The organism is Deltaproteobacteria bacterium (assembly GCA_016930875.1).
Classification (GTDB): domain Bacteria; phylum Desulfobacterota; class Desulfobacteria; order Desulfobacterales.
This window is the reverse complement of sequence record JAFGFW010000148.1, coordinates 1-12,772: the sequence shown is the minus strand read 5'-3', so window position 1 is coordinate 12,772 and position 12,772 is coordinate 1. Positions and strand designations below refer to the sequence as shown.

Genomic DNA, 12,772 nt, shown 5'->3' with positions numbered 1-12,772 from the left:
TTGAATACAACCCAAAATCCTTCGCAATCTTGAGACACTTATTTCGTGACGAACCCTAACCGGTTTTTTTGGCATCCCCAACTCTCTTTTCCCAATATCCCCTTATCTCCGCGCCCATACCACTGGTTGCAGATGTGATGCTTTTCCTGAAGTTTTCCTCCATATTCAACAGGGTAAATTTGATGGAACCGCTAGCCGGCGTGGCGACCGACGTTCCTGTGGACATGTCCACCGCCCGAGCAGAAAAAGTGGCTGTGGTCATTTCCTGCATCTGTCCGTAGTATCTGAGATTCATGGATCCGGTTTTCTGGACTTGGGCCAGCAAAAGGATGTGGGCTCTCCCCTTTGGGACAAACTGTTGGACACCGTACCAAGTAATGGGGGTCTCTCCAAACTGCATCTTCTCCATAAGCACAGGTATTTCGGAAATGGAGGCGACCCTTAAACCGCTTCCACGAATAATCGATTCAAGATGCGTACGAACAAGCGGCACCATGGCTTCATCGCCTGAAACCACCATGAGCACCGTGGGAATCTTAGGCAATGGAGCGGTCTTTCCCAATGCGGCAGATTTGCCTTCACGCTTCTCTGTGACAGCAGGCTTTTCTTCTGTGATATCTTTAACTGCCGGCGCAGAAGAAGAAGGAACGTGCTCCGCCTTTTCAGACACAGCCCTTGCAGCCGTCAGCTCGGTTGCGGCCTCCTTTTTTTCTTTCTCAATGAGTGACTCTTCCTTATGAAAGCCACCTTCAACAAGCCACACAATAAGCAAAACAGCTAAGGCCACTCCTGCAATGCCTCCCCATAACTTCGCTCGGGATTTCTGTTTTGGTGGCGGCGGAGGCGCTGTTCCCACATCAGCTACCTTGCTCTTTGCCAAGGGGGCATCAATACCTGAGCTATCGACACAACGATCTATGGCCGCCGTGAGTTCTCCCGGCGTTTGGAATCTCTCGTCCGGCTCTTTGGCCATCATTTTGTCTATAAGGTCGCATACGGACTTTGGCAAAGCCGTATTGAGTTGCCTGATGGGTGTGACAGGTTCGGTGGCGATCTTCGTAACCACAGCCAGTGGAGACTCACCAGTTATGGGAGCTTTTCCAGACAACATTCTGTACAAGACCGCGCCTAAGGCATAAATATCACTTCTCACGTCCAAGGGGCGCCCCGTGGCCTGTTCAGGGGAAGCATACTCCGGAGTCCCCAGGAACAAACCAGTCTGCGTCAACTTGGCGCCCGAATCCTGAAAGTGCGCCACACCAAAATCCGTGACTTTTGCTCTCCCCATGCTATCGATCATGATGTTGGAAGGCTTCAGGTCCCTGTGGACCACCCCCCTGGGGCCCGCTTCAGCCAGGGCGCTGGCCACCTGCGCCGTTATGGAAAGGGCCTCTTGTAGGGGAATGGATCCCTTTTCTTTCAGAATCTGCCCCAGATCTTTGCCGGATATGTACTCCATGGCAAAGTAATAGCGACCCTGCTCTTCCCCATAGGAAAGAATACTCACAATATTGGGATGACTCAATGCAGCAATGACCCGGGCCTCTCTTTTGAATCGTTCAACAAATTCTTTGTCGGAACAGAGCCTTTGCGACAAGACCTTTACGGCTACTTTCCTGTTAAGCGAAAGCTCATGGCCCTTGTATACTACTCCCATGCCGCCTCTTCCCAGCTCTTTTTCTATCTTAAACCCACCAAGAACGCTACCAATGCCAATGCTGTCTTCGCTAGCCATAGCATGCCTCCAATTTTTCGGTCATACCCGTTTATCTCTGGTCTTGATAATAACACGGCAAATCGCATGGTTGTCAACAGGAAAGGGGGTGGAGGAAACCACCCCTCACATGAACTTCAATAAGCTTACAGGATTACAGCTTGGAGGTTAGAGGTTAGAGGCAAGAAAAAGCGCTTTAACGTGTAACAAATAACGATGATCATGACCCCAAAATATGTTTCTTGAACTCTACCGCATGATGCCTCATGTCAATAACATACCATCCTGGTTGTAAGAGCGACACTGGTGCAAACATTTACGACCAGGCTTCTGAATGTTCCTGAAAGTTCAACATATTCTCTCTGGAGGCTTTCCGCATCCAGTGTGCCTACGTCCAAGTCCTTTGATGCAACCACCGAGGCGCGGCGAGGTTCGTGACCCACATCCATGAACGGCACATATCCAAAAACATCCCCTTCCTTGAGAGTTAATAGCGGCAAATATCCATTCGGAGTCTTCCGGGCCACGTAAGCTTCTCCCCACCTTATGGTGAACATGTCTCCCTTTTGTGTGCCTTCTTCTATGATCGGCTTTTCGTCCTTGATTAACCGATCGGTCGTATCCCTTTTCACAAACAGGTCTGCAGCCATGTCCGTGATCTTTGTCAGCCTACCATCAAGGCTGGAAAGCAAGCTCCTGAAATCGAATGATAGAGATGCGTACTCTTGATAAAGACGCTGAGTATCCAACACGCCCAACTGAATGTCACCCATCGCTGTTACCGTAGCATTTCGGACATAATCTCGCTGTAGGAAAGAGGCGAGAGATCCTATGAAACACCCCTCTCCGAGTCTGGCTATAGTCATGGGACCATTCGAGGTTTCCCTGGTTATTTTCGCCTTTCCTTCCAAAATAACCCAAACCCAGTTGCCGTGACCTCCTTCTGCGACAATCATCTCTCCGTCACGGAATTCCTCTTCATCAATGACATACATGTAATCCACCAGGGGTCCTTTGATAACCGGCATCGCCTCCCCTTTGCCATACTTGAATCCACTACCTACAACGTCAGCGATATCGTCACAAGACAGAGGCCCCACTTTCTTGATCACGCCGTCGTCGAACATCCTCAGTGCATCGAGCACGATCTCCATTCGGCTACTAGTGATAACATGTTCTACCTGAACCTCCTCCTCATGAAATTCAAATCCTCCTTCAGTCCATCCAAACAGGGAATAAATGGCATCCGTCCCCTGCAATGAACCATTGGCGGCATTTACCGGATTGCCATCCACGAAATATATCAGGCCAGGCGTTGGGACATATTGACTCGTAATGCGCAGAATACCGGTGCTGTTGTTCCCGCCAAGTATTTGAAAACTGTCTGCCAGGCTAATGAAATGCAAGTCTCCTGCAAGCACGGCTTTACGAAACATCACTGACCGTTATCGTGCCCAACTTAGCTCTTTCTGCAAGTGGTGCAAGGTTGACTTCAGACATTCTTTCAGAGTATCCCCGACACCTTCTCCGGTTAAGGCGCTTGCAGGAAAAGACGGAACCTTAAGCTTGCTGTTCAGGTCGCGCTCCATGACCTCAACAGGCACTATGGGCATGTCCTCTTTGGCAAGGTCTCGCTTGTTGTATTGAAGAACCAGCGGAATATTGAATATACTCATGTTCTGTTCTGCCAGATTCTTCTGAAGGTCCTTCAAAGATAACATATTAGCTTTCCGGCGAATTTCAAGGGAATCCGCAACAAAGACCACAGCATCAACACCCTTTAGGACCATCTTCCTGGTTGATCCATATTTTACCTGTCCGGGTACAGTGTAAAGCTGCACCTTGATATCGCAACCTCTGATTTTTCCCAAACCCATGGGAAGAAAATCAAAAAACAAGGTCCGATCACCCTTTGTGTTAATAGAGACCATTTCTCCGGCCGTCTGTTTCTTAAACGCCCTGAAAACGTATTCCAGATTGGTGGTCTTCCCACCTCGTCCCGGGCCATAATAGACGAGCTTGCACTCAATAACCCTGTTCTTTGCATTAAAAATTGCCATAAGACCTAGCTAAACCCCTTTACAAACCTTTGCCTTTTCGCCCCCCATGGCTACCCACTCTCCACCATAATGTCCAGCATGTAATCCCCTTTCTTCGGGCCAGACTTTATCTTCGTCTTTCTGGAAACAATGCCGCAACCCCTGAATATGGCTATTGGAGAATAAAACTGCATGTCCGCCAACTTGATCCCAAGTTCGAGGCTATCTACCAACTCCCTTTCTTTGCTGGAAATCACTATGCTAATAACATTGCCAGACTGAAAGGTAACATCGAACTCCGCGATGCTACCCTTGCGAGAACCGCTTTTTAATCTAACCCCTACTGAAGAAATGTCCAGGACGTCCCCTTCTTTTTCCTCTGTTTCGCCCGTTTCAGATGGGGCCTCAACCACAGGGAGTTGGGCCTTAATGCCCTTCTTTTCCAGAACGCTCTCAAGGAAGGCTCGTATGTTGTTCAGTTGCCCTTTCGACAACAGATCAACAGACACCCATTGTTCGAATTGATCGATCGCCTCATTCGGCGAAGAAAGGGCAAGGTGACATCTGATAATGTTCTTGGCCGCCACAAGAGGCACTTTGCCTTCTTTCAGCAGTCTGTGAAATTCCGTCAAGGCAGTCTCATACTGACCGAACTTAGCCAGAGCCACAGCGCCCTCAACCTCGGCAATATCTTTGTTCTTCGAAAACGAAAACAGGTTCTTGACCAAATCCTGCACATCTTGAGACAGTTCAGGGACCACAGCTTCCTCATGAATCGCAGCCAGCTCTTTTTCGATGGCCTTGATCTTGTCCACAACGGTTCTTATCAGCTTTTTGTGATTGCGAAACTGTTGGTCCTTCTTAATGAATCTGAGGACTTTTGTGAATGTATCTTTGGATTGCCCCAGAAGGCCCTGTGTTCGATAAAGCTCCGCCTCTTTTATCAACGACTTTATGTACTCTTGATCAGACATTTATAGATCTCGTAATCTCCACCCGCCTGTGGCGGGGAAACAAAGCATCGGGAACATCATATCCCTCACAACCAACATGTCGGCATATCAAAGAAAAAACTGAAAACAGGCTCAAGACAGCCCGTTCAGATTCCCTGCTTCTAACCGCAGCAAGATTCGTGCCCAACTGTTCTCCCCGACATCGTAACATCATTTCTGAGCCGCCCCGTTCGGTATCGCCTTGCGTACCGTTCCACCGATCTCGGCTAATACCTGCGAAAGCTGTTCTCTCAAGAAATAGAGAAGAACCTGGTGCTTTTCTGCCTCTTGTATCTCGCCTTGAAGCTTCCTTTTCAGCCTTCGAAGCTCTTCTGGAACGGGGACATCTTTTTTCTCCAGATGTTGGATAGAGTCGTCAATGACCCTGAGCTGTTCCCTCTGAGCTTCCCGTTCAGGGGCTGGGGCTAACTGACGAAGTGAACCAACCAGTTCACGCAGTCTTAGAACAAGATCCTCGGCTTGCTCTTTCGCTTTGCCAATCTCCATACTTTCCTCTCAGATTCCAGTGAAGGGTTAGACTATTTGTTTATTGTGCGGCTACCTACGGGGTCTGCCCATCTTTATATCGGAATGTCTCCAGAAAAACTTGACTGTATGGGTAATTCCCTTTTGCCTTGACTTGTAGGGACCATTACATCTATAAAAGTACCGATTAGAAAGCGTGGAACAACTGATGGAATACGGCAACGTTCTTAATGTAGCTATTATAGGTGGCGGCCCCGGGTGCAAGGCGATCATGGATATCATATTTGCCGAAAAACTCAGCCAGCTTCGCATGAAGCTTATCGGGGTGGCCTGCACCAATCCCTACACTGTGGGCTACCAATTCGCTCGGGACATAGGGATCTACACAACAAGAGACTACCGAGATCTATACAATTTTGAAAATCTCGAAATGATTATCGAGCTAACTGGTCGTAAAGAGGTAGCCCAGGAGATCTTACAAACCAAACCAGACCACGTTAGATTGATGGATAATGTCGCTGCCCGTCTCTTCTGGGATATCTTTCGGATTGAGGAGGAAAGAATTGCCGAGCGCCGGCAGGCCGCGGAGGCATTGCTGGAAAGCAAGATAGTACTGAACAGCATCCTGTTCAACTCCCCCATTGCAATCGGCGTTGCTGAAAACAGGGTTTTGATTTGGGGAAATGAAGCCTTGCGTGACATGTTTGGCTTTGAATCTGAAGAGGATTACAGGGGCAAGAGCGCCAGGATAATCTATGCTTCGGAAGAAGAATTTGAGCGGGTTGGTCAGGTAGTCTACAGTCAGGCAAGGGAAAACCGACCCGCCGGAGCCGATGCAGATCTCAGGCGAAAAGATGGTTCCGTCTTCTGTGGCCACATCAAGATAAACTGTCCTGATCCATCCCGTCCAATGATCAGAACCATCTATACCATATCTGATATATCATGGAGAAAAGAGGCCGAAGAGGTGCTGCGCTCCGAACGTGACAAGTATCAAGGAATTCTTTCCGCCCTCGGTGTTGGAGTACGTGTTGTCAACCAGGGTTTCACTATTGAGTACCAAAATGAGGTCCTTAAGAGGAAATTTGGCAACGTGGTGGGCAAGAAATGTTACACCACTTATTCGCAGTTAAGAGAGCCTTGTGAGCATTGTGGTTTACATGCAATGATCGAGTCAGGCGAAATGCAGAGTATTGAACTCGCTTTGTCTGATGGCAGAGAGTATGAACTGAGTTTTTCACCGTTCACTGACGTGGATGGCGAGGTTAAGGCGATTGTATTGTCAAGAGACGTGACCGAAACGAGGGCAAGGAGGTCCCATGGAGTTTAAAGCTTTCTTCGAGCGGTGTCAAAACGAGTCTACGGTCAGTGATTTCGAATCGTATCTGGCACACTGCATTTTTGAAAAACTGAGCGCCGGGACTGGGAGTCAGGACGAGATTAGTCTCGAAATGTACTCCTTTATTCGGGATCAGGCCTTTGAGCATCGTGATGAAAAGGCAGCGCGGTTCCTCTACGAAATGGCCGCAGTGGCGAATTGGCAAGACGCAGACTGGCAAGGCGCCCTGCGATAGCAGGACCTGCTAGAAGCAAGAAAGAAAAAGTCGTCCCCCACCCTGCCCGCCCCTTGAAGTGGCGGGACTGTTTGGGTGGGGGATGCTCGAAAGTCGCGTTTGTCTGCCAGGTGGCAGGGCCGATTTAGGTCCGAAGGAATTCCCGGGTCAGCCTCGTCCACGACAGATCAGGAATACTGCCAACAACGTCGATAATGGGACCACCGTCAGCGTAGGTCATCCCCACTTCACTGACCATCTCTGATAGCTTCTGGTGCTCTGCCGTGATCCATTCAGTGCTTTGTTCACCGTAAAGGAGATCCTTCAGGTTCTTTTTCATCTCCGAGGCGTCGAGAACCATCAGCCAGCCGTCATTGTAAGGCTCCTCCTTCACCACTCCAGGCTCTTTTGTGGCCTGATAGTTGACTGCCTCAACCACCCCCGAGACCGGAGCAAGCACCTCGGCCTCGTTGCCATTTCTCTTGAAGACAAGACCAGTTTCGCTGAACTTTACCTCCTCGCCGCTAAGAGGCAGGTCCAACTTGTCCGCAGGGCCAAAGACCTTCATGCTGAAGTCGTCCAGTCCGATGCGGATACGACCGCCGCGCTCAACCCGGGCCCATGCATGTCCCAGGTGGAAAAAATGTCCTTCGGGAAGTGCGTAACCGTCGACCAGGGGGATGTCAGTCAGCCGATAGGGAAGCTGGATTTCCCAGCTATCTTCGAGCATCTGGTCAAACTGACACTTGTGGCACTCGAAATCGTAGGGACAGAGCCGGAACGGCGCCCTGCCTGTGAGGTAGTGCCGGCATTTGCGCTGCAGATACGTGCGCTTTTGCATTTTCTCCTGCCACGGTACAATCTGGGCCTTCTTGCCTTTGGGCTCCAGTCCCTGAAGACGCGCCTGCGCATTCTTGTCGGCCGTGGCCCTCATGGCCTTGTCAAAGGAGCATGAATGACAGTCGTTGTGGTTGTTGCACAACTTGTAGTCGATCACTCCTGCTTCCATCCAAATGCACTTCTCCCCCCCCTCGGGGACCGTCTTTAGCCCGGAAACCTTGTCTTTTTTCATTTTCTCTCCCATGATAAATTCCTCCTTTCAAGGTATATGGCATAGCCAGTTCTTATTGAACGCCTGTGCCTGTTGTGTTACCCACCATACTAGCAACTGGCGTGCCAGGTTCTGATCGTCGCGATAACTCATTGAAAATTAAGGATAATATTTTTTCAAAGACGATTTGGCTGGAAAATGCCACGGTCAACATGTGGGATAAAGCCACAGCAAGAAAAGGATGGGAGATGGTAACCGCTTGATATTAAATGGTATTTGTGGTGTGCTGGATATTACAACATGGTGTTGCGTTCTGCCACATGCCGAATGGCTGCCATGTCGTTTGCCACGCCATGGGGCCCTAACCCTTGAGAAAAAGGTCTGTGCCAAGATGCCAGAGCATTACGTCACGGCAGGCTGGACAGAAAAAGGCAAACTTGCAGTCCGTGAGTTCTGTCCCCACGGAGTAGTGCATGACGCAACTGGGATCTGCGCAGTGCCGCAATCCAAAGGTGTGGCCCAACTCATGAATGGCCTCCTTCTCCATGCGAATGGCGAGCGTATTACAGCCAAGCCTCGACTGGTTGCTCGGCTTGCCGCGCAGGCGATAGGTGGAGATCACTGCACATCTACCCCCAAACTGGGCCTCTCCGACCACAAAGGAAAAAATCGGATTGAATAGATCAACACTGCTTACGCCCAGAACCTTCAAGGCTGCTGGCAAGGCGTTATCAACGAGCTTCTTAAGGATGAGGTTGGAATTATATTGCCTCCGTGCAGGATCGAATGCGTAGTGAGGAAAACCCTGGTTACGGGAAACCTTCACCCGTAAACCGAACTGCTCTTTTATGCTAACCGCAAGGTCTTGTAAGTCCTGTTCGCCCACATCACCCATAGGCACCACATCAATGTATCTGGAAGGGCTGATCATGATGGATCACTGTCTTTTCAGGGCGAACTTCTTGATTTTCTTGTGCAGGGTAGTGCGGTCAATATTCAAAAGACGCGCTGTCCTGGCGATGTTCCAGCCATGGCGCTCAAGCATCTTTTGAATATGAAGTTTTTCTACTTCCTCAAGGACTTGGGGTTCGTCAACTGCTGGCATGTCAACACTGCAGAAAGGCAAGTGCTTCACCTTCACTTCAGGCCCCTGATCAATCACAATTGCCCGCTCAATGACATTTTCCAGCTCACGCACGTTGCCGGGCCAGTGGTAACCCATCATTGTCTCCATAGCCTTCTCTTCCACGCGGTCAAACCTCTTGTTACACTCTAGATTGTATTTATTGATGAAGTGGGCCGCAAGCAGGGGTATATCTTCACGCCGATCACGCAGTGGCGGCATGTGTACGCTGACCACATTGAGCCGATAGTACAGGTCGCTACGAAAAATGCCCTCTTCCACCGCGTCAGTCAAATTCCGGTTGGTAGCAGCAATGAGGCGGACATCTACATCGACTTGGGCCGTACCCCCTAATCGGTGAAAGTTTTTTTCCTGCAAAACTCTAAGGAGCTTGACCTGTGTCTTCAAGCTGATGTCACCAATCTCATCCAGAAAAAGAGTGCCTCCGTGGGCCATCTCAAATCGTCCCTTCTTGGTTCGGTGCGCACCGGTAAACGCGCCTTTTTCATGGCCGAACAACTCGCTTTCAAGAAGTGTCTCCGGAAGGGCGCCGCAACTGACGGCGATAAAGGGGTTGTATCGGCGGGAGCTGCGGGTATGGATGGCCCGCGCAATCAGTTCCTTGCCGGTGCCTGTCTCTCCGGTGATCAGTACGGTGGCGTTGGAGTCGGCCACTGTTTCAATAAGCTCGAACACCTCTTGCATTGGCGGACTCCTGCCAATAATGTCTTCGAACTCGTTATACTCGCTCAAACGCTGGCGCAAGAGGATATTCTCGGTGACGAGCTGTTGATGTTCGACAATCTTGTTGAGCATCAGGGTGAGCTCTTCCACGTCCAGGGGTTTGACAATATAGTCATGAGAACCCTCTCTCATGGCCTGCACCGCGCTGGCCACAGAAGCGTAGGCGGTCATCAAGATGACTATGGTCTGGGGCGCAATCTTTTTGATTTCCCGCAGCGCCTCCAGCCCGTCCATGCCCGGCATTTTCAGGTCAAGCAGGACAATGTCCCAGTTCCCCTCCCGCACGGCAGCAATGGCCTTGGGACCATCCTCCACCGCCATGGCGAAATAGTTCTCTTCCTTCAACCAATTGACAAGGGCAAGACAGACTGTCGGCTCATCATCAACCACAAGAATCTGCGCATTTTCCTTCATCATTTCACCTCGTAATGGGAAAAAAGGTCCAAGGCAAACGGCTAAAGGCGCCAGGTCTTTTGCCTTATGCCTTGAGCCTGGTCATTTTGACCGTACATCCCCTAATGCCAAGGTGCGACCTCCCAACTTCCTTCTTGGATCACGCCTTTGCCAGCTCCAGAAGCTCAAGCCTGAACATGCTACATCGAACCAGCCTTGGCCACTTCTCGGCCTTTGGCCCCAGGTGTCTCACAGCTCTCTTTGTCTCCAAGGCTGGTCACAAAACGCTTGTTGGCGCAAAGCTCAATGGTAAAGCATGTGCCCTGCCCCACCTTACTGCGGACATGAACATGCCCCTGATGCTGGCGAATGATGCCATGGACCACAGACAACCCCAACCCCGCGCCCTTTCGCTTTGCCTTGGTAGTAACAAAAGGCTCGAAGATCCGCTCCAGGATCTCCTCCGGGATGCCCTCTCCGGTGTCACTGATTTTAACATTGACGATATCCCGGCTTCGGTCAAAACTGGTGGAAACACGGAGCCTTCCCCCGTCAGGCATCGCCTCAACAGCATTCCAGAAAATATTGATGAACACCTGCTGCAATCGTTTGAAATCACAAAATACGGAGGGAAGATCCGAGGCAAGAGAGATATCGATCTCGATTGCCTGCAGCTCAACACGATGCTTCACGATGTCGAGGATCTTTTCAAGAATTTCGTTGACGTCATTTTCTTTGACATCGAGCTCTCCCTGGCGTGAAAACTCCAACAGATTCCTGGATATGTTGGCGCAGCGCCCGGCCTCGCCCTCCAGATGGCCGACAAACTCCTGCAACTCAGCCACTCGATGCACCGGGAAAGGCTTCTTGTTAACAATCCTGCTTAACAATTTGGCAAAGGTCAGGACACTACTCAAGGGGTTGTTTATCTCATGGGCTATTTCCGCCGCCAACCTGCCGGTCGAGGCAAGCCTTTGCGATCGGCGAAGGGCCTGCTCAACCATCTTTCTTTCGGTGATATCCTGGAGGAATCCAACGGTGGCCAACTTGCCATCATAAGTAGAAAGGGCCACTGTATAAAACACCGTAATCGCCTTCCCGTCCTTGCGAACCATCTTGATGTCATATATCCTGTCCAGCGTTTCCCCACGTTCTCTGCATTGATAACGCCCAAGCGTTGTTGCCAGGCTCTCCACATGGATCAAATCGGCTATGCTTCTGGCCAGCAATTCACTTCGCATATAGCCAGTAATGTGGCAAAACGCCTCGTTCACATAGCAAAACCGAGCTTCAATGCCATCAATGTCCTGAACCATGAATATTCCCAGGTCAGCCTTATCGGCCGCGGCCTCAATGGCCCGGTGCCGGGCTGAGAATTCCTTGATCTCAGTTTCCAACTGCCTGGTTCGGGTAACGTCTTTGAGATGGCCGAGTTTGGCGATACAACCATCACGCATCCTCATAGGGAAGCTCCTCACCTGAAAAGTCCTCCCCAGTCTCGGCAAATGATATTCCTGAAGGCAAGGGCGATATTCCTCCAGGCAGGCCCCTTGTCCCCTCATCGTATCTATCACCGACCAGGGGCATGGCGTGTCTCGCTGAAAAAAAGTGCGATAGCACACCTCGCCCACCTGATTACCCACCAGATCGATCAGGGCCTTGTTCATGAACTTGATCCTGTAGTCACCGGAGACTATATAGATGCCATCGTCAAGATGGTCGGCCATCCAAATAAATATCTCGCTTTCGGACTCAAGTGCCAGCTCCATGTTTTTCTGGACAGTGACGTCGTTTAGAACCCCTCGCACGTATAACAAGTCACCATCACCGTCGCAAATGATGAATGCTCTTTGCCTTACCCACCTTGTCTCTCCTTGCTTCCTGAGAATTCTGTATTCTGCCTTGAAGTATTTGTCATGTGATTCCAATCCTCTTTTCACTGTGTCTTGCACGATATTCCTGTCTTCCACATGAACAATATCAAGCCATCTTATCTTTCTCTCCCGAAAATCCTCAAGCCCATATCCAGTCAAATGTTCTATTTCCTGTTCACTGAAAAAATCGACAGACCAATCCTCATAGGCCTTAAAATATATTAGATCTCTGGTTGCAAATTCAAAATCCGGAGCAAAAACTTTCATATTGACAAGCCTCTCCAGTTCTCTCACTCTATGCTCCAGTTCTTCGTAACTCGGTTTGCCCATGTGGTCCCCTTTTCCCGTGTACCTGCCGCGACGCTTGCACTGCTGATCATGCTTTATCAGCATGGTCGACGACCTTCACCCCAGCAAAGATGTGGCACGTCGCTTTGGGCAGGAATTATTTCTTCATACCAGAGACTTTACTTCAGTGTCAATTTCAGGATGATTTGTTGAGGAAAATAATGCCCCAATCTCGAAGTTTCATGGGAAGGCAAAATGGCAAAGAGCACAAAAAGAAGGATTATGGGAAAAGAACGCGGTACAACTTTGCAACTACAAAGACTGTCCCGATAACCAAGAGCCACGAGAAGGCCAACATTCCCAAAACCGCTAGCGCCTTTGTTACACCCATCCGCGATGCGTTCCTGCAGAAGACGTCCTGAGAGAGTTTTAACCCTACAACGACGTTTACCACTCCGTCATTCCGGCCCGTCGAGAGCCTCAGGGTCGAACGACGAAAGCCGGAATCCAGTCAG

The 12,772-nt window shown here is 50.0% G+C and carries 12 protein-coding genes; 3 read left to right on the top strand and 9 right to left on the bottom strand.

The genetic code is table 11. The annotated features are described in order from the left end of the window. Window positions 1–55 precede the first annotated feature (55 nt). The 5 genes from JW883_12880 to JW883_12860 all read right to left on the bottom strand — a co-directional run bounded on the left by JW883_12880 (window position 56) and on the right by JW883_12860 (window position 5,252). Window positions 56–1,735, bottom strand: a complete 1,680-nt coding sequence (locus JW883_12880) for a serine/threonine protein kinase (protein MBN1843159.1) — start codon at window positions 1,733–1,735, stop codon at window positions 56–58. 248 nt (window positions 1,736–1,983) lie between these two features. Beyond that, window positions 1,984–3,150, bottom strand: coding sequence for a cyclic nucleotide-binding domain-containing protein (locus tag JW883_12875; GenBank protein MBN1843158.1), 1,167 nt, complete (start codon window positions 3,148–3,150; stop codon window positions 1,984–1,986). Window positions 3,151–3,159: 9 nt separating this feature from the next. After that, window positions 3,160–3,774 (bottom strand): GTPase domain-containing protein, encoded by a 615-nt coding sequence (locus JW883_12870; protein ID MBN1843157.1) that lies wholly within the window; start codon window positions 3,772–3,774, stop codon window positions 3,160–3,162. A 50-nt stretch (window positions 3,775–3,824) separates the two neighbouring features. Then, on the bottom strand, window positions 3,825–4,727 hold the full coding sequence (locus tag JW883_12865; GenBank protein ID MBN1843156.1) for a hypothetical protein: 903 nt from the start codon (window positions 4,725–4,727) through the stop codon (window positions 3,825–3,827). Window positions 4,728–4,916: 189 nt separating this feature from the next. Next, window positions 4,917–5,252, bottom strand: a complete 336-nt coding sequence (locus tag JW883_12860; protein ID MBN1843155.1) for a hypothetical protein — start codon at window positions 5,250–5,252, stop codon at window positions 4,917–4,919. Between the two features lie 187 nt (window positions 5,253–5,439). Between JW883_12860 and JW883_12855 the strand changes: the two genes are divergently transcribed. Further along, window positions 5,440–6,561 (top strand): PAS domain-containing protein, encoded by a 1,122-nt coding sequence (locus JW883_12855; protein ID MBN1843154.1) that lies wholly within the window; start codon window positions 5,440–5,442, stop codon window positions 6,559–6,561. Further along, window positions 6,551–6,805: a hypothetical protein gene (locus JW883_12850; protein ID MBN1843153.1), complete on the top strand. Its 255-nt coding sequence runs from the start codon at window positions 6,551–6,553 to the stop codon at window positions 6,803–6,805. The genes JW883_12855 and JW883_12850 overlap by 11 nt, the downstream gene beginning before the upstream one ends. A gap of 124 nt (window positions 6,806–6,929) precedes the next feature. Here the strand turns inward: JW883_12850 and JW883_12845 are convergent, their stop codons facing one another. The 4 genes from JW883_12845 to JW883_12830 all read right to left on the bottom strand — a co-directional run bounded on the left by JW883_12845 (window position 6,930) and on the right by JW883_12830 (window position 12,362). After that, window positions 6,930–7,868 (bottom strand): glycine cleavage system protein H, encoded by a 939-nt coding sequence (locus tag JW883_12845; GenBank protein ID MBN1843152.1) that lies wholly within the window; start codon window positions 7,866–7,868, stop codon window positions 6,930–6,932. Between the two features lie 328 nt (window positions 7,869–8,196). After that, window positions 8,197–8,766 (bottom strand): archaemetzincin family Zn-dependent metalloprotease, encoded by a 570-nt coding sequence (locus JW883_12840; GenBank protein ID MBN1843151.1) that lies wholly within the window; start codon window positions 8,764–8,766, stop codon window positions 8,197–8,199. A gap of 6 nt (window positions 8,767–8,772) precedes the next feature. Then, entirely contained in the window at window positions 8,773–10,119 is a 1,347-nt protein-coding gene (locus tag JW883_12835) for a sigma-54-dependent Fis family transcriptional regulator (GenBank protein MBN1843150.1), read from the bottom strand. 176 nt (window positions 10,120–10,295) lie between these two features. Next, a complete protein-coding gene (locus tag JW883_12830; GenBank protein ID MBN1843149.1) occupies window positions 10,296–12,362 on the bottom strand; it encodes a PAS domain S-box protein in 2,067 nt (688 codons plus the stop codon). Window positions 12,363–12,478: 116 nt separating this feature from the next. On the opposite strand from JW883_12830, the gene JW883_12825 reads away from it, so the two are divergent. Then, window positions 12,479–12,679, top strand: coding sequence for a hypothetical protein (locus tag JW883_12825; GenBank protein MBN1843148.1), 201 nt, complete (start codon window positions 12,479–12,481; stop codon window positions 12,677–12,679). Window positions 12,680–12,772 lie beyond the last annotated feature (93 nt).

Bases quoted from the DNA above. Each gene is read 5' to 3' on its own strand.
- JW883_12880 (MBN1843159.1), bottom strand. From the start codon at position 1,735: ATGGCTAGCGAAGACAGCATTGGCATTGGTAGCGTTCTTGGTGGGTTT.
- JW883_12875 (MBN1843158.1), bottom strand. From the start codon at position 3,150: ATGTTTCGTAAAGCCGTGCTTGCAGGAGACTTGCATTTCATTAGCCTG.
- JW883_12870 (MBN1843157.1), bottom strand. From the start codon at position 3,774: ATGGCAATTTTTAATGCAAAGAACAGGGTTATTGAGTGCAAGCTCGTC.
- JW883_12865 (MBN1843156.1), bottom strand. From the start codon at position 4,727: ATGTCTGATCAAGAGTACATAAAGTCGTTGATAAAAGAGGCGGAGCTT.
- JW883_12860 (MBN1843155.1), bottom strand. From the start codon at position 5,252: ATGGAGATTGGCAAAGCGAAAGAGCAAGCCGAGGATCTTGTTCTAAGA.
- JW883_12855 (MBN1843154.1), top strand. From the start codon at position 5,440: ATGGAATACGGCAACGTTCTTAATGTAGCTATTATAGGTGGCGGCCCC.
- JW883_12850 (MBN1843153.1), top strand. From the start codon at position 6,551: ATGGAGTTTAAAGCTTTCTTCGAGCGGTGTCAAAACGAGTCTACGGTC.
- JW883_12845 (MBN1843152.1), bottom strand. From the start codon at position 7,868: ATGGGAGAGAAAATGAAAAAAGACAAGGTTTCCGGGCTAAAGACGGTC.
- JW883_12840 (MBN1843151.1), bottom strand. From the start codon at position 8,766: ATGATCAGCCCTTCCAGATACATTGATGTGGTGCCTATGGGTGATGTG.
- JW883_12835 (MBN1843150.1), bottom strand. From the start codon at position 10,119: ATGATGAAGGAAAATGCGCAGATTCTTGTGGTTGATGATGAGCCGACA.
- JW883_12830 (MBN1843149.1), bottom strand. From the start codon at position 12,362: ATGCTGATAAAGCATGATCAGCAGTGCAAGCGTCGCGGCAGGTACACG.
- JW883_12825 (MBN1843148.1), top strand. From the start codon at position 12,479: ATGCCCCAATCTCGAAGTTTCATGGGAAGGCAAAATGGCAAAGAGCAC.